A 17,057-nucleotide genomic window follows, 5' to 3' on the forward strand; every position below is an offset into this window, starting at 1 on the left:
GGTGTTCTCCCGTGATGTGTGGGGTGGGCGAGCGAAGGTCAGATGATGCCGCGTGCTGCGAGCACGTCCCGATCGGATTCCGAGACCCCGAGAAGTCCGCCGTAGATGTCGGAGTTGTGTTCTCCCAGTTCGGGTCCGGGATGACGCACCGATCCCGGACTCTCGCTGAGCTTCGGCGCGACGTTGGCCATGGGAATTTCGCCGAAGTCGGGGTGCGCCAGTCGTACGATCGCCTCCCGCGCCTTGAAGTGTGGATCGTCGAACATGTCGCGCGCGGTGTAGATGCGGCCGGCGGGAACTCCGGCTTCGTGCAGGACGTCGAGCACCGCGTCGGTCTCCCGTGTGGCGGTCCAGGCGCTGACGATGTCGTCGAGTTCGGTCATGTTCACCCCGCGCGCGGCATGGTCTCGGTAGCGCGGGTCCTCGATGAGATCGGTTCGGTCCATCGCGGTGACGAGACGGCCGAAGACGGAATCCTGATTGGCCGCAACGAGAATCATTTCCCCACCGAGCGTGGGATACACGTTGCTCGGGGCGATGTTCGGCAGCACGGACCCGGTACGTTCGCGCTGGTATCCGCCGAGTTCCCATTCCGGCAGGAGAGATTCCATCATGGCCAGCACGGCCTCGTAGATGGCCGAGTCCACCAATTGCCCACGCCCGGTGCGCTCGCGGTGGTGCAGCGCGGTGAGCACTCCGATGGTGGCGAAGACGGCCGCAAGCGAATCGCCGAGCGAGATACCGGTGCGCGACGGTGGCATCTCGGGATTACCTGTGACGTAACGTATCCCGCCCATGGCCTCGCCGATGGAACCGAAGCCCGCGCGGGGGGAGTAGGGCCCGCTCTGGCCGTACCCCGTAACTCTGGCCATGATCAGTTTCGGGTTGAGCTCGCGGAGTTCGTCGAAACCGAGTCCCCACCGCTCCATGGTTCCGGGCCGGAAGTTCTCGACCACGATGTCTGCGTCCGCGATGATCTTGCGGGCCAACGCTTGTCCTTCGTCGCTGCGCAGGTTGCAGGTGACGGACTTCTTGTTTCGCGCGACGACCGGCCACCACAGGGACTTGCCGTGTGGCTTCTCCCGGCCCCACTGCCGCATCGGGTCGCCGGTGCCCGGTGGTTCGAGTTTGATCACCTCGGCGCCGAAGTCGGCGAGCAACTGTCCGCAGAACGGTCCGGCGAGTAGCTGACCCATCTCTACGACTCGTAGGTCGGACAGTGGTCCGGTGGGGGTCTCGCTCATGAAGACTCCTGTGTCTCGTCGGCGGTGAGTGATTGCAGTAGAACGTGTTTGGCGGCACGGACGTGTGCCCGCATGACCGAGTCGGCCCAGGTCGCGTCGGCGGCCCTCAGGGCGGCGACCAGGTCCCGGTGGTGAGCGTGACTGCGTGCGAGATCGACGGGCGCGTAGCGATGAAAGGTGCGCATGACCAGCGGGAGTTGAATGACCGCGCCGAGCATCGACATCAAGCGAGGGCTGGCCGCCGCCGTCCGGACGATGGCGTGGAACTCGTCGTTCAGTTGCGCCATGAGATCGAGGCGCTGCTCGGCGCCGTCCGAGGCGGCTTCCTCCATCAGGTCGCAGAGCTCGGCCATCCTGTCGATGTCCTTCTCGTCGATGCGTGCCGCGGCCCGCGTCGCAGCCATGGCCTCCAACGACATTCGCAAGTCGTAGATCTCGTCGAGGTCGTCGGCCGTCCACCGGTAGACGTGCGCTCCCTTGTGCGGGAGGACCTCCACGAGCCCTTCCATCTCGAGTTGACGGAGTGCTTCGCGAACTGGAGTGCGGCTGGTCGCGGTCAGGTCCGCTATCTCGGCCTCACCCAGGTGAGCCCCCGGCGCGTACGTGCCCGCGACGATGCTGTCCCGGATGTGTGAGTACACGCGGTCGACGGCTCTCGGCATCGGTGAGTTTTCCTTGCCTGCTCGGTGGATTGTTCACAATGTAGGGCCGCACGGGCAGTTTGTCTCGGCTTCTTCGTTTAATTCGTGCCCTATTGCATGCAACGCGAGTGAAGTGGAGGATGAGGGCATGGCTGCGGTGCAACTTGTCGAAGTAGGTCCACGGGACGGATTGCAGAACGAGGATGCCGTTCTGTCCATCGACGACAAGATCGAACTGATCGAACGCAGCGTGGCGTCGGGCGCGAAGCGAATCGAAGCCGTCAGCTTCGTGAATCCCAAGCGAGTCCCACAGATGGCCGGCGCCGAGGAGGTCATGGCCGGCGTTCCCCGGTCCGACTCCGTCTCCTACATCGGCTTGGTGCTGAACCGTCGGGGGTTGGAGCGGGCGCTGGAGGCGCGCGTCGACGAGGTGAACGTCGTCGTCGTGGCGACGGAGGAATTCAGCAGGCGAAACCAAGGCTGCTCCGTCGACGAGGCAGTGGCCGCCGCCCACGACATCGTCAGGGACGCGCGGGCCGCCGGCGTCGCCGGAACTGTCACGATCGCAGCGGCGTTCGGATGCCCGTTCAGTGGTGAGGTGGACCCCGCGACGGTCGGCGAACTCGTCGCACGGATCGCGGAGTGCGAGCCCGCCGAGATCGCCCTGGCCGACACGATCGGCGTCGGCGTTCCGGCTCAGGTACGTCGGTTGTCGGAAGTCGCGTCACGCAATGCCCCGAACATCCCGCAGCGCTGGCACTTTCACAACACTCGCAACACGGGGTATGCGAATGCGCTGACGGCCTTGGAAGTGGGTGCGCATGCCCTCGACGCCAGCATCGGTGGATTCGGCGGGTGCCCGTTCGCGCCGGCCGCCACCGGGAACATTGCGTCGGAAGACCTGATCTACGCGTTCGACCGGTCCGGGGTCGATACCGGCGTGAACATGAATGTTCTGGTCGAGGCTGCCACGTGGCTCGGGGGCGCGTTGGCAAAAAGTATTCCGGCGCAATTGGGACGAGCGGGAGGCTTCCCCGTCGGTTGAGGACTGTGGATGTCCTAGTTCGCTTCTAGTGTTGTCCTCACACCCGATGAGAGGACACATCATGGCCGGCACCTACACACCCGTCTCGCTGAACGTCGAGGTCACGGGCGAGAAGCTCGACCTCGTGACGATCCTCGCGGACCAGCGCCAGATGCTCGCGATCACCGCGCGTGGCATCACCGACGACCAGGCGCGTGAGCGGACGACGGCGAGCGACTTCACCCTCGGCGCTCTCATCAAGCACGTCGCAACTGTCATCCGCGACAACGTGTCCATGTTGCAAGCGCGGGACGAGAACTCGGCACTGGACATGTCGGAGCTCGAGGAGGCGTTCACGTTCGGGCCCGACCAGTCGATCGAGTACTGGCTGGGCGAACTCGGCGCCGCAGGTGATGCGCTGGAGGAGTACATCGCGTCCGTCGACCTGGACGACATGATCCCGCAGCCCACCGCACCCTGGGAGCCGGAGCGAGTGTGGATGACGGCTCGTCAAGTGCTGCTGCACCTTTTGCGCGAGATCGCCCACCACAGCGGCCACGCCGACATCATCCGCGAGACGTTGGACGGGCAGACGACGATGGCGGCGATCTGGACTCCGCCGGCGGGGGAGTAGAGGGCAGTCGTCAGGCGGGCGGAGGGAGGAAGGGGTCGATTGCGACGAGCGCGTTGTCGGTGAGCGCGCAGACGTCGTCTCCGACGCCCGCCCAGAAAAGGCTTACCCAGCCACCCGAGGTCTCCGTCGCTCTGATGCAGTTGTTGATTCGACCTATTGGCGGCGTGTCGATCCCCAGGACTGTCCTTGGTCCGAGCCCGTATTCGACGTAGTTCTGCGCGTCCGGGGCAGTCGCGAGATCGCGCCCGTTACCCCCGAACGACGCAATGATTCCCAGAGTCCCATTGACGCCTTGGAAAGAGCACGACGCTGCCGGCGGATTGCTGGACCTACCTTCGTCTGTCGGTTTCGAAAACATCCCGACGCCATTGAGCGCGGTGACGGGAATCGAACATGGCTCGAAAAGTGCTTCCGTCGAACCACTTTCGGTCGGCACTGCGGATGTAGCAATCGGTTCAGCGGTCTCCGGTGCGCCGCTGATCTCACGCGAGCAGGACGTCGCGGTGAGCACGAGCAGAATCAGGAAAGCGCAGCGAATTGTCGTCATACCCCCTGGACGCTGCAAGATTCGTTTCGGTTCCACCGCGACTGGTCAGGTTTCAGCAATGCTCACACCTTGCAGAGTGTCAGTACTGCTGGAACGTGCGCAGTCGTCTCACACACGCCTGATCGTCCGCGGTGGCGGCAGCGTTCTTGCCACCTCGATGGCCTGGCGCAACCGCTCGGCCGGCGCACCCGTCGTCAGTTCGTTCCATGTCCACCGCACCACTTGCCAACCGAGCGAACGCAATCGGTCTTCACGTAGCTTCTCCGAAATGAGGACGTGGGACCCGTCCGGGCCTCGGTACTTCATCAATCCGTCGAACTCACCGATGACGCCGTCCACTTCGAAGTCCACGCGGGCGACGAAGTGACCGTCATCGTCGAACAGGGCGCTCTGCAACCGGGGCGCAGAAAAACCCCAACGCTGCAACCGAACTCGGCTACGCGATTCGCCCACTGTTTCCGATCGGCCGTCCATGAATGCGACCGCGCGCCGAGCCTTCGCGATGCCACGTCGGCCGTACCCTCTCTCGAGGGCGTTGCCGAGGTCGAGGTGGGGCATCGCACGCAACGCCGAATCCCCGGTGCACACTGCCGACTCGAAGGACCACGCGCAAGCCAGATCGACAGCAGTTCGTGCCGGTGAGGTCACGAGCAAGCCGTCGACCTCGACGACGTCGTCCGGGTCGAGGGCCGACGCATGCACCACACGATGCTTCTTCGTTCGCCCGCCGGTGGTGCGATTCGCGGTGAGGTGAACCCGTCGGTCGAGATCGGGCCACACCGCGAAACCGTGGATGGCCGCAGCGGACCGGTGGCTGATCACCAGCCCGGACGTGGAAGCGAGCGACGTGGCCCGAACGGTGCACAGGTAGCGGTCCATGTCATCGCCGGACCCGTCGACGTAGAAGCCGCGTCGGATGGGCTCGATCGAACCGGCCTTGGCGGCCGCCCTTATTTCGCCGTCGGTCACACCACGACTGTTGAGTTCGCGTCGAGAGATGAGTTCCATGAACCGGAGCCTTCTCGACGCATCCGTCGCCCCGCTGATGCTTATCCACAGCCCCACCACTGGTCAGGGTCCAGCAGTTCTCACACGTCGCAACCGGTGTGGATTGCGGGAACGTGTCCAGTCGTCACCGCGCGGTATCGTTCCCTTTACCAACACGAGGGAGAACACATGGCCGGCGGACTCGTCGCTCTGCTCGACGACGTCGCGGCGCTCTCGCGTCTCGCGGCAGCATCACTGGACGACATCGGCGCCGCCACGGGCAAGGCCACGGCCAAGGCTGCGGGCGTGGTGATCGACGACGCCGCCGTCACGCCGCAGTACGTCCGCGGCCTCGCTGCCGAGCGGGAGCTGCCGATCGTCAAGAAGATCGCGATCGGCTCGCTGCGCAACAAGATCCTGATCATCCTTCCGATTGCGTTGCTGCTGAGCCAGTTCCTGCCTGGTCTGCTGACGCCGATCCTGATGCTCGGCGGCGCGTACCTGTCTTACGAAGCGGCGCACAAGATTTGGGCTGTGCTGACCGGTCACGGCGCGCATGCGGCCGACGAGGACGGGCCTCGCGATGAGAAGACGGTGGTCGCCGGAGCCGTTCGCACCGACCTCATTCTCTCCGCGGAGATCATGGTCATTGCCCTCGATACCATTGCGAGCGAGGGCTTTTGGAACCGGCTGATCATTCTGGTGATCGTCGCAATCGTGATCACGTTCGTCGTCTACGGGGCCGTCGGCTTGATCGTGAAGATGGACGACATCGGTTTGAAGCTTGCGGAGAACTCGTCTGGATTCACCGAGAAGTTCGGCCGAGGCCTCGTCTCGGCGATGCCGAAGGTGATGTCCGTGCTGTCGGTCGTCGGTACGGCCGCCATGCTCTGGGTGGGTGGCCACATCCTGCTGAACGGCATCGATGAATTGGGCTTTCACCCGCTTTACGAACTCGTGCACCACGGCGAGGAAGCGGTCCGCGGTGTCGCCGGTGTCGGTGGAGTCCTCGCGTGGATAGTCAACACGATCGCCTCCGCGATTCTCGGCTTCGTCGTCGGGTCGCTGATCGTTGCGATCATGGCCGGGGTCGGCAAGGTGCGCGGCACGAAGGATGTCGCAGCCGCGCACTAGGGTTTCAAGCATGAGCGTGTTCGATCGGCTGGTGGGGCAGCACGACGTTGTCGCCGAGCTCACCGACGCTGCCACCGCAGCTCGGGACGGCATCATCGGATCACGGATGACGCATTCGTGGTTGTTCACCGGTCCGCCCGGGTCGGGACGATCGATCGCCGCGCTGTGCTTCGCCGCCGCCTTGCAATGCGTCACACCGGGAGAGGTCGGGTGCGGGCACTGTCACGCATGCACAACCACGATGGCGGGCACGCACGGTGACGTTCGACGGATCATCCCGCAGGGCCTGAGCATCTCGGTCAAGGAGATGCGCGGAATCGTGCAGACTGCTGCTCGGAAGCCGACGACGGGCAAATGGCAGATCGTCGTCATCGAGGACGCCGACCGGTTGGGTGAGCGCGCCTACAACGCGCTACTCAAGGCCGTGGAGGAACCGCCCGAACGCACGCTGTTCCTGTTGTGTGCGCCGTCCGTGGACCCCGAGGACATCGCCGTCACCATTCGATCGCGCTGCCGGCACGTCGCCCTCGTGACGCCGACTCCCGACGCCATCGCAAAGGTGCTGCAGGACAACGACAAGCTCGACGAGCGCACCGCACACTGGGCTGCGTCGGTGAGCGGTGGGCACGTCGGCCGCGCACGACGACTTGCGACGGACAGCGACGCTCGTGACCGCCGTCAGCGTGCGCTGGGCATCGCCCGCGCAGCGTCCAGGCCTTCGACGCAGTACGCCGTGGTCGAGGAATTGGTGAAGGCGGCGGAGACCGACGCCGTGGAGATGAACGTCGACCGTGAGGAGCAGGAGACCGACGAGCTCCGCACCTCGCTCGGTGCGGGCGGCACCGGTAAGGGTGCGGCGGGGGCGTTGCGGGGGTCGGCCGGCGTACTCAAGGAACTCGAAGCACGGCAGAAGTCGCGGCGGACCCGCACCGGACGTGATTCGCTGGACCGTGCGTTGATCGACTTGGCGGGCCTGTACCGGGATGCGTTGTCACGGTCCTACGGGTCGACGGCCACCCTCACTCACCCGGACATGGCCGACGAGGCCGACGGCCTCTCCAAGGCCGCTACGCCAGAGAAGTTGTTGCGCTGTATCGAGGCGATTCTGGAATGCCGGGAGGCGCTGTCGCTGAACGTGAAGCCGAAGTTCGCGGTCGATGCGATGGTGGCGACGTTGGGTGCGGCGACGCGATGACCACCCGTTTTCGTGCATCGGTGAGGCTCCGTTAGACTTGTCGAGGCTCCTGCGGGAGCACGCCGCCTTAGCTCAGTCGGTAGAGCATTTCACTCGTAATGAAAAGGTCAAGAGTTCGATTCTCTTAGGCGGCTCCACCCACAACGGCGCTCAACCACAGAATTTGTCGGTTGGGCGCCGCTTTCGTGTTCGCGTCGGCTCTACTGCTTGAACGGATTGAACGTCTTGCCCAGGACGTATCCGACACGGGTGGGTATGGGTTTGGACGACGCCGCGATCACCTTGTTGACAACCCCGGGCACGCACACGGGGTTGCCGTTCTCGACGGCGCGCCACCCTTCGCGTACCACCGCGTCGGCGCTCTGCCACAGCACGGAGGGCAGCTTCGACTGGGCTGCATCGCGGGTACCCATGACGTCGTGGAACTCGCTGTGCGTGAAGCCCGGGCACAGCGCGGTGACGTTGATGCCGTGGGGCTTCAACTCCATGTCCAGGGCCTGCGACATGTCGAGAACGTAGGACTTGATGGCGGTGTAGAGCAGGCTCGCCGCGGGCGGAAGCAACGCGGCCAGCGACGACAGGTTCACGATGCGTCCGTACCCGCGCTCCTTCATCCCGGGAACCGCGAGGTGCGCCAGCTCGGTCACGGCGGTGATCATGACTTGGATCTCGGCGGCCAGCGTCTCGAAGGGTGCATCGGCGAACGCGGTGTTCCCCGACATGCCGGCGTTGTTGATCAGGATGTCGACGTGCAGACCCAGGGACGTCGTTCTCTCCATGATGGATCGGGGAGCCTCGCGATCAGCGAGGTCGGCCGCCAGAACCTCGCACCGCACTCCGTGTTTCGACGACAGTTCGGCGGCCAGCGCGGTGAGGCGGTCTTCGCGTCGCGCTACCAGAATCAGGTCGTGGCCTTCGGCGGCCAGGTGGCGGGCGAACGCCGCACCGATGCCTGCTGATGCGCCGGTGACCAGCGCAGTGCGGCCCGAGCTCGACATGGTGCCTCCACTCTCTTGAACGATCGTCAAGGATGGTAACAGCGTCTTGAAGGTCGATCAAGATAGAATGTGATCCATGCCCAGAAACCGCGGTTTGCACGATCGGGAAAGCAAACGTGCAGACATCGTGACGGCCGCACGTGAGCTGTTCGTATCCGACGGCTTCGATCGGACCTCGATCAGCCGACTCGCGCGGGCGGCCGGCATCACCCCGAACACGCTGTACTGGTACTTCACCGACAAGGACGACATCCTGGTGGCCGTCCTGACCGAGATCGTCGCCGAAGATGCCGCGGCGTACGTCGACATCGCCGACCGTCCGCTCGTCGACCGCCTGTCCTGGCTGGTGGAGCGGCTACAGCAGGTTGGCCCGTTGGTGACGACCGTGCACGATCGTGCAGACAAATCCACTGCAGTAAACAACTGGCACAACGGCTTTCACCAGTTTGCCGAGTCCTTGTTCCTCGCTGACGTGGAGGCGGCCGGTCTGTCGGGTCCTCGAGCGGATGCGATGGTGCGCATCGGCACGTTCGTCGTCGAGGGGCTGTTGACGCACGCACCGGCGCCCGAGGTCACCCGTGCGGTGATCGACACACTGGTCGACGCCATGTCCTGAGCTCGGCGGGCACACTGGACGGAGTGTTCGCCTCCCTGTCCCCAGCCCGCCGACGCCTCGTCATCGGTGTGATCGCCCTCGTCCTGGTGGGGGTCGTCGCACTCGTGGTGTCCGTCGTACTGGCGCGCAACACGAACACCCCCATCGCCCAGGTCGACCAGTCGTTGCCCGGTCCGGTGCTGCTGGTCCCCGGGTACGGCGGCTCCACCGACGCGCTCGAGGTTCTTGCAGACAGACTGCGGGCAGAGGGCCGCGACGCCACCGTGGTGGCCCTTCCCGACGGCGGTACCGGCGACCTCATGGACCAGGCAAGCACCCTCGAGGATGCCGTCGACGCCGCACTGACGAGGACCGGAGCGACCTCGGTCGACGTCGTCGGGTACTCGGCCGGGGGCGTGGTGGCCCGGATCTGGGCCGCCGATCTGGGCGGCGCCGAGCAGGCTCGGCGCATCGTCACCCTCGGCTCCCCACACCACGGCACGCAGGTGGCGGGGCTGGCGGCTCAGTTTCTGCCCGGCCAGTGCCCGACCGCATGTCAGCAGCTCGCTCCGGACAGCCCCGTCCTCACCGCCCTGAACGCCGACGACGAGACACCGGCGGGACCGGAGTGGGTGTCGATCTGGACCGAGGTGGACCAGGTGGTCACCCCGCCGACCTCGGCCAGCCTCGACGGGGCGATCGATATTCCGGTCCAGAGTGTGTGTGCGGACTCCACCGTCGATCACGGCAACTTGCCCCGCGATCCCCTCGTCGGCGCGATGGTGTCGGCGGAGCTGAACGGCGACTCCACAACCCAGCTGGGCGCGGGTGACTGCACCGGCCTCAGCTCGTGATGTCCTTCGTCGTGAAGTTCGCCCACGCGGCTCCGAGCAGAACGACGACGTAGACGGCCTGCAGTCCGACACCGCGCAGCAGGTCCCGCATCGGCACCGGGTCGCGGAACAGGTCGACGAAAGCCAGCCAGTACCTCGTCGGCAGATACGGCGCGAGGGCGTCGGCCGCGTCCAGAGTCAGCAGCAGTGAGCTGGCGATGAGGAACGCCAAGGCGCCCAGTGTCGCGGCAAGCGGAGAGTCGGTCAAGGTCGAGAGGAACAGCCCCATGGCGGCGACGCCGAGCATGGACAGGGTCACGTAGAGCACCGCGACGATGGTGCGTACAGCGATCTGTTTTTCGGTCAGCGGCGTGCCGGAGACACTGGCGACGCCCGCGAGGGTCGAACTTTCGAACAGCGCGGTGCCGACGAAGTACGCGGTCACGGCGACGACGACTACGGCGAGCAGGACGAACGCGGCCACCGAGATCAGTTTCGCAACCAGCAGCCGGGTTCGCCCTACCGGTCTCGCGAGTAGGTACCGCAGGGTCCCGGCCTGGGCTTCCCCGGCAACCGAATCACCGGCGATCACCGCCACGGCGACCGGCAGAAACAGCGGCAGCACGATGGCGAGCGCCGCAAGCGGGAAGAGCTGACCGTTGTTCAGGACCGCCGAGAGAAAGGCGGGACCTTCACCGGGCCGCGGACCGACGTCGGTCAGGGCCAGGAGGGCGGCCACGATGGTGGGCAGTAGATCGAGCAGAAGAATGACGACCCAGGTGCGGGGGCGGCGCAGCATCGCGCCCAGCTCGACGCCGATCACGCGGTCACCGCCGTCCGTGACGGGACGCGGTCGGCACTCTCGCCCGTGGCGGCCAGCACCGACTGCTCCAGACTCATCCGCTGCGGGCTCAGCTCACCCACCCGGACACCGCCCTCGACGAGAAGGCGGTTCAGCTGGGCCGGGTCCGGGTGCTCGACGACGAGTTGTTGATCCTCCCGCTTCAGCACGGTGGCGCCGTCGACACCGGAGAGCAATGCGACGGCGTCGGCCGGGTCCGGGGTACGCACCAGCACCCGTCCGGTCGGTTGTTGCATCGCGGAGAGTTGATCCTGCAGGACGAGGCGACCCCGGTCGAGAACTCCGACCCGGTCGCACAGCTGTTCCACCTCGGCCAACAGGTGACTCGAAAGAAAGACGGTGGTGCCGCGGGCGTGCAGGCCCAGCAGCAGTTCCCGAATCTCCAGGATCCCCTGAGGGTCGAGGCCGTTCGTCGGCTCGTCGAGAATGAGGAGCTCGGGGGTGCGCATCAAGGCTGCGGCCAGCCCCAGGCGTTGCCGCATGCCGAGGGAGTACTGCTTCACCGGTCGGCGTCCCACTCCGGCAAGACCCACCTGCTCCAGGGCCTCGTCGACGCGGGTGCGCCGGGTGCGCCGCGACCCACCAGGGCCGGCTGCGTCGAGCAGCGTGAGGTTCCGCCGGCCGGAGACGTTGGGGTACGCGGCCGGGTTCTCGATCAGCGCTCCCACCCGCGGCAGGACATTCGTGCGCCGCCGCGGCATCTCTTCTCCGAGCACCTGCATCTCACCGGAGGTGGCCAGCACCAGTCCGAGAAGCATCCGTACCGTCGTCGTCTTTCCGGAGCCGTTCGCGCCGACGAATCCGTAGATGTCGCCGGCGCGTACGTCGAGGTCGATGCCGTCCACCGCCCGTACCGATCCGTAGCGCTTGGTCAGGCCGGTCGTGCGGATCATGTGGCTGCTCCTCCGAGCTGCAGTGCGGCGGTGGCCAAGGTTTGCGCGGTGACGGTGCCGGAGAGCAGGTACCGTCGCCCGTCTTCATTGGGCCCTGTGACCAGGGCATTGAGCGGACCTATCGACAGGGCGACGGTGTTGCCCGTGACGACCGCGCCGGGGGCGGCCCGCAGCTGGTCGACGAGGCTGCGCCCTGCTCGTCGCGGCAGGGGAGCGGCCACCAACTCGGTCACGCCGCGACCGTAGATGCCCACGGACCCCTGTCCGTCGCGGCTGTTCAGGTCGAGGCCGGACAGGGTGGCGGGGAGGCTGCGGGTGTCGATCCGGTCGGCGAAGGAGGCGATGTCGGTGCCGCCCTCCTGCTGCACGTCCGCCCCGGGCGGAGGGATGAAGCGCACGGTGTCGGCGTCGGGAGTCGCCCCCGAGAAATCGAGAAAGGTGGTGCTCACGATCGGGCGGCCCGCGCCGGCGGCAAGCACGTCGACCTTCAGCGGGATACCACTGTCGGGGTCGACCCACACGTCGACCTCGGTGACGGTGCTCTGCGGTTGGTTGGGGACGAGCCGCAGGCCGGGCGCGTCGCGACCGGCGAGCCGACGGGTCGGCAGCCGGGTCACTTCGTCTGCGGTCGCCTCGCTGAGCAGCCGTCGGCCGAGCTCCGGTGGCAGCAGGTCGGCCTCGCGGGGCAGTCGCAGGCTCGGCTCGGGCACCGGGCTGACCACGGCGGTGTTTTGCTCGTAGTCCCATCTCCACAGTCGCCTCGGGGTCCGGTAGAGATCGCGTTCGCCGCCGAGGCGGATGGTGTCGACTCGCCAGCTGACCGGACTGCGGAACCAGGCGCGCAGGTTCGTGGTGTCACCGAGCAGATCCGGCAGCCCGCCCAGCCCATCGGTGACCGGCAGGACGATGCCGCCGACCGCTTCGGCGTAGCCCGAGTACGGGGTCGATGTGGACGACTGGACGCGGGCGAGTAGCTCGGCGGCTCCCACCTCCGACTCGTCGACGGGCAGTCGCGCGACTATCGACGGGGTTGCCACGAGCATGGCGAGACCGAGCGCCACCGCCAGCCACCGCCACTTCTTACGCACACCTTCAACCGTACGGACGTCTCCGGTGGGCGGCCGGTGAGCAGACGTTCGACCGCAAGGGCGCCTCTCGCGCCGATGACATTCGACGTCGCGGGAGGTCTGTTCATTCAACCGAAGGAGACGTGGGCTGAGTGCCGACGCCTTTGCGGGCACGCCCCTTCGACAGACCTTCGAAGTACACAACCCGGAAGGTGGGGCATTCGACGCCTACGTCGAGAAGATGAAGCGCCTGAACGTCGACGACCAGAACATCGGCGACGACGAGATGCGGTCCATTCAGGCGCCGACCATGGTGATCATCGGAGACGCCGACGGCGTGACGCCCGGTCACGCGCTCGAGATGTTCCGTTTACGCGGTGGCGGCGACGAGAAAGCCGCGGCAACTGGGGTATTGGACGCCGTGCCTGCCGCGCGCCTGCTGGTACTACCGGGGATGTCGCACGTCGGCATATCGGGGGAGTCGGAACTGGTGGGCCCCCTCGTCGAGGATTTCTTGGACGACGTCCCGCCGACTACGCCGCGCTTGTTCTAGAACCAGACGGAGAGCATTCGCTCACGGCGCGGCGTAGGGTCTGCGTCCATGAACGAGCAGCGGGGGTTGGCTCGAAGTGTTGTCGGTGACGGGGTTCCGCTGCTGATGGCAACGGCCGGGATACTGGCCCTGGCAGGCGGATTCGCGATGTTTCTCTCGTTGACGGGAGAATTTCTACCGCACGATCTGGCGTACCTCGGTATGAGCGCAGACGAACTCTGCGGTATCGCCGACTGCCACGTCGTGCACTTCATGTTGCACGACCGGATGGCGTTCGGCGGATCGGTCTTCGGGATCGGGGTGTTGTACGGGTATCTGGCACTGTTTCCACTGCGACGCCGGGAGTCGTGGGCATGGTGGCTGCTCGCGTTGTCGGGAGTGCTCGGATTCTCGAGCTTTCTCGGCTATCTCAGCTTCGGCTACCTGGACACCTGGCACGCTGCGATCACTCTGTTCTTGTTGCCGCTGTTCGTCATCGGGCTGATCATGACGTGGCGAACCCTGGAACATCCTCGCTCTCTCGCGGTCGTTGTGGTACCTGTTGCACGCCCGAACTTTCGCACGCGCGCCGGGATCGGGCGGGTATGTCTTCTCTTGGGCGCGGCAGGGACGTTCGCGGCGGGAACCGAGATCTTTCGCATCGGTCTGATGGAGACTTTCGTCCCGGCCGACCTGACGTTTCTCGGGGTATCCGCGGACCACCTCGAGCACCTCAACGATCGACTGGTGCCCCTCGTCGCGCACGATCGAGCCGGGTTCGGTGCTGCTGTGGTCATCCAAGGCCTGCTGTCGTTCGGTTGTCTGTGGTCGAACTCAACCAGTGTCGAAGTGTCGAAGGCGCTGTGGCAAACCATCTTCCTGGCCGGCGTCGTGTCGTTGAGCGCGGCTATCGGGACTCATTTCATCGTCGGATACATCGACCTGTGGCACCTGGCGCCGCCCGTCGCTGCAGCTGTTGCGCTGGTCGTCGGCTTGACCCTGTCGTATCCGGTTTCGACTCGACCGGTCGTGACGCGAGAACCAGTCTGAGCCAGACTCGTAGCTGTCTTCACCGACCCCGCCTGCGCCACACGTCGGCCGACTGCGCTCCCACCGAGTCGTCGTGAGTCTGCTGAAAGTTCCTCCCGCCACGCGCGAACGTCCGCAACGTCGCCGGTGGCACTTCCGCCTCGGGCACGGGCTCAGCGGTCCATCGGCACGTGCGGGCGTACGTCAGCTCCGACGCAAGCGCCTCGAGGCCGTGATCCTCGAACAGCGGACCGGAGATGCGACCGAGAAAGAACTCGCCGCTGCTCGTTCGGGTCCAGACGAACGAACCGTCGGCAACCTGCTCGAAGCGGTCGACTCTGCGCACGGAGCGTTCGTCCGTTGCCGACATACCGCACACGCCGAGCACCACAGCTCGGTCGGCACCGTCGATCATCGGCGCGCGATACACCAGTTCGTCGATCAGGGCTCACCCACCTGGTAGCGCAGAACCACTGCGGGAGAGTCGGTATGGCGCGTCACGTCGATCAAGGTGAGGCCCGTCGCAGGCACACCGCTGAACGCCGGGGTATCACCGGCCACCAATTTCGGTCCGATCATCAGCACGAGCTGGTCGACGAGACCCTCGGCGAGCAAGCGGCTCCAAAGCGTTCGACTTCCGAAGACAACCGTGTCGCCGTCCTCGGCACGCAGCGCCGCAATGGCGGCTAGGTCGTCGGTACGGCGCACGATCGTCGTCTGCTCGCGCCAGGGGCCCGTGTCCTCTTCGGTCAGTGAGTCGGAGACCACGGTGACCGGCATACCGTCGGCCATCCGCCGGGCGATCTCCTGCTCCGCGTCGGAGGCATCGGGGTTGTCGGGCACGGTCGGCCAGTATCCGACCATCTGCCGGTAGGTGTTGCCGCCGTACAGCAGTCGACCGGCGCCGCGGATGAGCGCGGCGTTGTGCACGTTGAAGCTTTCGTCCAGCGGCATGGCGCTCATGTCCGCGCCAGGCCCTTCGGTGTAGCCGTCGACGCTGAGCGCCACCGACACGATCACTCGTCCCATCTCGATCTCCTTCGGGTCTCCCGATCACGGTAATGGCTCGGCCGCTGAGACATGGTCCGAATATGTGGGATCGTCGGCCGTGAGTGCAGTGTGGAGCGGCTCGGCGAGCTGTGCGCGGCGGAGCATGTGCGTTCCAAGTAGAGCACGCAGCGACATCGGTCGCGCGCCGAAGCGGTATCACCGAATGTTTTGCACCGGCGAAATTATTCGGTAGGTCTGAACTCTCGCGCTGCCAGGGGCGATGAAAAGTATTGTTCGGCAGCATCTTCGAACGGCGTCCTGCTTGAGAGCGATTTCGGTTTTTCTCCGACTGTGTCTCAAATTGAGTATCGAAGATAATGCCCAACTGTCGCGAGACGAATGCGTAGCGTAAATCCTCTTCCGTCCCGCGAGAGGATCTGCATCATGTCTCGAACAACGACGCTCGTGAATACCGCTTTCGTACTGTCCGCGGCCTTTGTGCTTGTTTCGACGGGCCCGGTAAATGCAGTGGCGCAGCCGCTTCCGCAATTACCGTCGATCGGCGACATCCTCAACCCGATAGTGCCGGCTCCGAATCCGCCGCCGATGCAGGGACCTGTCCCGCCGATCGTGCAAGCACCCTCGAACGGCAATGGTGGTGTGTCGATTTCGGACCAGCTCTACGCGCAACTGCTCCCGTCTCCGGTCGGTGATGCATTCTTCGACGAATGGCCCACCGATCTGGCGTCGCTCGGCAACGGTGACATCATCGGAACGCCCGACGACGTCACCGCGGTGAGTCAGGGATTCTTTCCTGCGCCGGGCGGGGTTCGCGTGCGACAGGTGAAGTTCAAGACCACCGATTCGGCGGGCGACAATTCCTTCGGCACCGCAACCTTGGTACTTCCGAACAATTCCTGGACCGGTGCCGGAACACGGCCGCTGTTGGTGGACGAGAAACCGATCGACGCACTCGGTCGGGCGTGCACACCGGGATACACCCTCCGGAAGGGCGTGAACTTCGCAACCAATCAGACCGACTTCCTTCCGCCGGCGTCGCAAGCCGCAGTGCTGCGCAACTACGCCGTTCTCATCCCGGACCACGAAGGACCACGGATGAGCTACGCCGAACCTGTTGTGGCAGGGCGCATCACGCTCGACGCGGTTCGTGCTGTGCAACGGTTGGAACCGACGTTCCGCAACAGCCCGATGGTGATCAACGGATACAGCGGTGGCGCGATCGCGACGCGGGGCACTGCGTTGGAAGTCGGCACCTACGCGCCCGAGTTGGCGGGCAACATCAAGCTCGCAGTGATGGGCGGGAACCCGATCGACTACGAAGTGCTCGGCTCGAGCATGGATGGTCCCGCCAACCTGGCCTCCGGCGTGTTCCACGGTGCGACGGTGGGTTTCATGAGGTCGCACCGCGAGGGCTTCCTGGAAGCGAACAATCTTGCTCTGCAGATCGCAACGTCGCCGTACAAGGACTTCTGCATCGTCGGCGAGGGTCTGGTGGGCACGTTGATTCCGACGTCGGCACTGTCGAATGACGGAAAACCGATGGACTCGGACTTTGCCCGCACGGTGTTCGCGAGTCTGACTGCACTGTCGCAGCGCCCGTCGGCGGTACCGCTCTACGTCTTCAACGGTGCGCAGGAGTTCTGGATACCGTCCGAGCCGGTCCGTCGTTTCGCGCGCCTGCAGTGTGACCAGGGCGTGTCCGTCGCCTACAGCGAACCGTTCGGGGAGCATCTCGTCGGCGCCATCACCGCGATGCCCGACCAGTTCCTCGCAATCGACGAGGCGCTGCAGGGATCGGTTCCGTACGACAACTGCGGCCGGTTCTGACGGC

19 protein-coding genes and 1 tRNA gene are annotated in these 17,057 nt (G+C 65.5%); 10 read left to right on the forward strand and 10 right to left on the reverse strand.

Translation table 11 applies throughout. The features are described 5' to 3' along the window. Positions 1-38 precede the first annotated feature (38 nt). Positions 39-1,244 (reverse strand): CaiB/BaiF CoA transferase family protein, encoded by a 1,206-nt coding sequence (locus IEW02_RS18400; protein WP_188546341.1) that lies wholly within the window; start codon positions 1,242-1,244, stop codon positions 39-41. Beyond that, on the reverse strand, positions 1,241-1,906 hold the full coding sequence (locus IEW02_RS18405) for a GntR family transcriptional regulator (RefSeq protein WP_188546342.1): 666 nt from the start codon (positions 1,904-1,906) through the stop codon (positions 1,241-1,243). Before IEW02_RS18405 ends, IEW02_RS18400 begins: the two co-directional genes overlap by 4 nt. Positions 1,907-2,033: 127 nt before the next feature. Between IEW02_RS18405 and IEW02_RS18410 the strand changes: the two genes are divergently transcribed. Together IEW02_RS18410 and IEW02_RS18415 are read left to right on the forward strand one after the other, a co-directional pair. After that, the gene (locus tag IEW02_RS18410; RefSeq protein ID WP_188546343.1) at positions 2,034-2,930 is read left to right on the forward strand and encodes a hydroxymethylglutaryl-CoA lyase; all 897 of its coding nucleotides are present in this window, start codon (positions 2,034-2,036) and stop codon (positions 2,928-2,930) included. A gap of 61 nt (positions 2,931-2,991) precedes the next feature. After that, positions 2,992-3,543: a mycothiol transferase gene (locus IEW02_RS18415; protein WP_188546344.1), complete on the forward strand. Its 552-nt coding sequence runs from the start codon at positions 2,992-2,994 to the stop codon at positions 3,541-3,543. 10 nt (positions 3,544-3,553) lie between these two features. Here IEW02_RS18415 and IEW02_RS18420 read toward each other — a convergent pair whose 3' ends face one another. Together IEW02_RS18420 and IEW02_RS18425 are read right to left on the reverse strand one after the other, a co-directional pair. Continuing rightward, positions 3,554-4,090, reverse strand: coding sequence for a hypothetical protein (locus IEW02_RS18420; RefSeq protein ID WP_188546345.1), 537 nt, complete (start codon positions 4,088-4,090; stop codon positions 3,554-3,556). Between the two features lie 108 nt (positions 4,091-4,198). After that, on the reverse strand, positions 4,199-5,098 hold the full coding sequence (locus IEW02_RS18425) for a type IV toxin-antitoxin system AbiEi family antitoxin domain-containing protein (protein WP_188546346.1): 900 nt from the start codon (positions 5,096-5,098) through the stop codon (positions 4,199-4,201). A gap of 168 nt (positions 5,099-5,266) precedes the next feature. Between IEW02_RS18425 and IEW02_RS18430 the strand changes: the two genes are divergently transcribed. The 3 genes from IEW02_RS18430 (at position 5,267) to IEW02_RS18440 (ending at position 7,543) form a co-directional block, all read left to right on the forward strand. Next, entirely contained in the window at positions 5,267-6,211 is a 945-nt protein-coding gene (locus IEW02_RS18430; protein WP_188546347.1) for a DUF808 domain-containing protein, read from the forward strand. A gap of 10 nt (positions 6,212-6,221) precedes the next feature. After that, positions 6,222-7,406: a DNA polymerase III subunit delta' gene (locus IEW02_RS18435; RefSeq protein ID WP_188546348.1), complete on the forward strand. Its 1,185-nt coding sequence runs from the start codon at positions 6,222-6,224 to the stop codon at positions 7,404-7,406. Between the two features lie 61 nt (positions 7,407-7,467). Continuing rightward, positions 7,468-7,543 (forward strand) — tRNA-Thr (locus tag IEW02_RS18440). A gap of 63 nt (positions 7,544-7,606) precedes the next feature. Here the strand turns inward: IEW02_RS18440 and IEW02_RS18445 are convergent. Further along, positions 7,607-8,404 carry an SDR family NAD(P)-dependent oxidoreductase gene (locus IEW02_RS18445; RefSeq protein WP_188546349.1) on the reverse strand — a complete coding sequence of 266 codons (798 nt, stop codon included), beginning with the start codon at positions 8,402-8,404 and terminating at the stop codon, positions 7,607-7,609. Positions 8,405-8,480: 76 nt separating this feature from the next. Between IEW02_RS18445 and IEW02_RS18450 the strand changes: the two genes are divergently transcribed. Together IEW02_RS18450 and IEW02_RS18455 are read left to right on the forward strand one after the other, a co-directional pair. After that, on the forward strand, positions 8,481-9,020 hold the full coding sequence (locus IEW02_RS18450; protein ID WP_188546350.1) for a TetR/AcrR family transcriptional regulator: 540 nt from the start codon (positions 8,481-8,483) through the stop codon (positions 9,018-9,020). Positions 9,021-9,043: 23 nt separating this feature from the next. After that, entirely contained in the window at positions 9,044-9,853 is an 810-nt protein-coding gene (locus tag IEW02_RS18455) for a lipase family alpha/beta hydrolase (protein WP_188546351.1), read from the forward strand. Here IEW02_RS18455 and IEW02_RS18460 read toward each other — a convergent pair. From IEW02_RS18460 to IEW02_RS18470, 3 genes are read right to left on the reverse strand one after another with little or no spacing between them, the layout of a single operon-like run. After that, positions 9,843-10,655: an ABC transporter permease gene (locus IEW02_RS18460; RefSeq protein WP_188546352.1), complete on the reverse strand. Its 813-nt coding sequence runs from the start codon at positions 10,653-10,655 to the stop codon at positions 9,843-9,845. The two genes, IEW02_RS18455 and IEW02_RS18460, sit on opposite strands and share 11 nt — an antisense overlap. Next, positions 10,652-11,587, reverse strand: coding sequence for an ABC transporter ATP-binding protein (locus IEW02_RS18465; protein ID WP_188546353.1), 936 nt, complete (start codon positions 11,585-11,587; stop codon positions 10,652-10,654). Before IEW02_RS18465 ends, IEW02_RS18460 begins: the two co-directional genes overlap by 4 nt. Continuing rightward, complete coding sequence (locus IEW02_RS18470) at positions 11,584-12,675, reverse strand: LolA family protein (RefSeq protein WP_188546354.1); 1,092 nt, start codon at positions 12,673-12,675, stop codon at positions 11,584-11,586. The genes IEW02_RS18465 and IEW02_RS18470 overlap by 4 nt, the downstream gene beginning before the upstream one ends. A gap of 220 nt (positions 12,676-12,895) precedes the next feature. Here IEW02_RS18470 and IEW02_RS18475 point away from each other — a divergent pair, with 220 nt between their 5' ends. Both IEW02_RS18475 and IEW02_RS18480 read left to right on the forward strand, forming a co-directional pair. Continuing rightward, positions 12,896-13,207 (forward strand): alpha/beta fold hydrolase, encoded by a 312-nt coding sequence (locus IEW02_RS18475; RefSeq protein WP_188546355.1) that lies wholly within the window; start codon positions 12,896-12,898, stop codon positions 13,205-13,207. A 48-nt stretch (positions 13,208-13,255) separates the two neighbouring features. After that, entirely contained in the window at positions 13,256-14,236 is a 981-nt protein-coding gene (locus tag IEW02_RS18480) for a hypothetical protein (protein WP_188546356.1), read from the forward strand. A 19-nt stretch (positions 14,237-14,255) separates the two neighbouring features. On the opposite strand, the gene IEW02_RS18485 is transcribed toward IEW02_RS18480, so the two are convergent. Both IEW02_RS18485 and IEW02_RS18490 read right to left on the reverse strand, forming a co-directional pair. Further along, positions 14,256-14,630 carry a GAF domain-containing protein gene (locus tag IEW02_RS18485; protein WP_188546357.1) on the reverse strand — a complete coding sequence of 125 codons (375 nt, stop codon included), beginning with the start codon at positions 14,628-14,630 and terminating at the stop codon, positions 14,256-14,258. Positions 14,631-14,656: 26 nt separating this feature from the next. Continuing rightward, a complete protein-coding gene (locus tag IEW02_RS18490; protein WP_188546358.1) occupies positions 14,657-15,244 on the reverse strand; it encodes a dihydrofolate reductase family protein in 588 nt (195 codons plus the stop codon). A 621-nt stretch (positions 15,245-15,865) separates the two neighbouring features. Between IEW02_RS18490 and IEW02_RS18495 the strand changes: the two genes are divergently transcribed. Continuing rightward, the gene (locus tag IEW02_RS18495; protein ID WP_188546359.1) at positions 15,866-17,053 is read left to right on the forward strand and encodes a lipase family protein; all 1,188 of its coding nucleotides are present in this window, start codon (positions 15,866-15,868) and stop codon (positions 17,051-17,053) included. Positions 17,054-17,057: the final 4 nt, after the last annotated feature.

Source organism: Rhodococcoides trifolii, from assembly GCF_014635345.1.
In the GTDB taxonomy this organism is placed as follows: domain Bacteria; phylum Actinomycetota; class Actinomycetes; order Mycobacteriales; family Mycobacteriaceae; genus Rhodococcoides; species Rhodococcoides trifolii.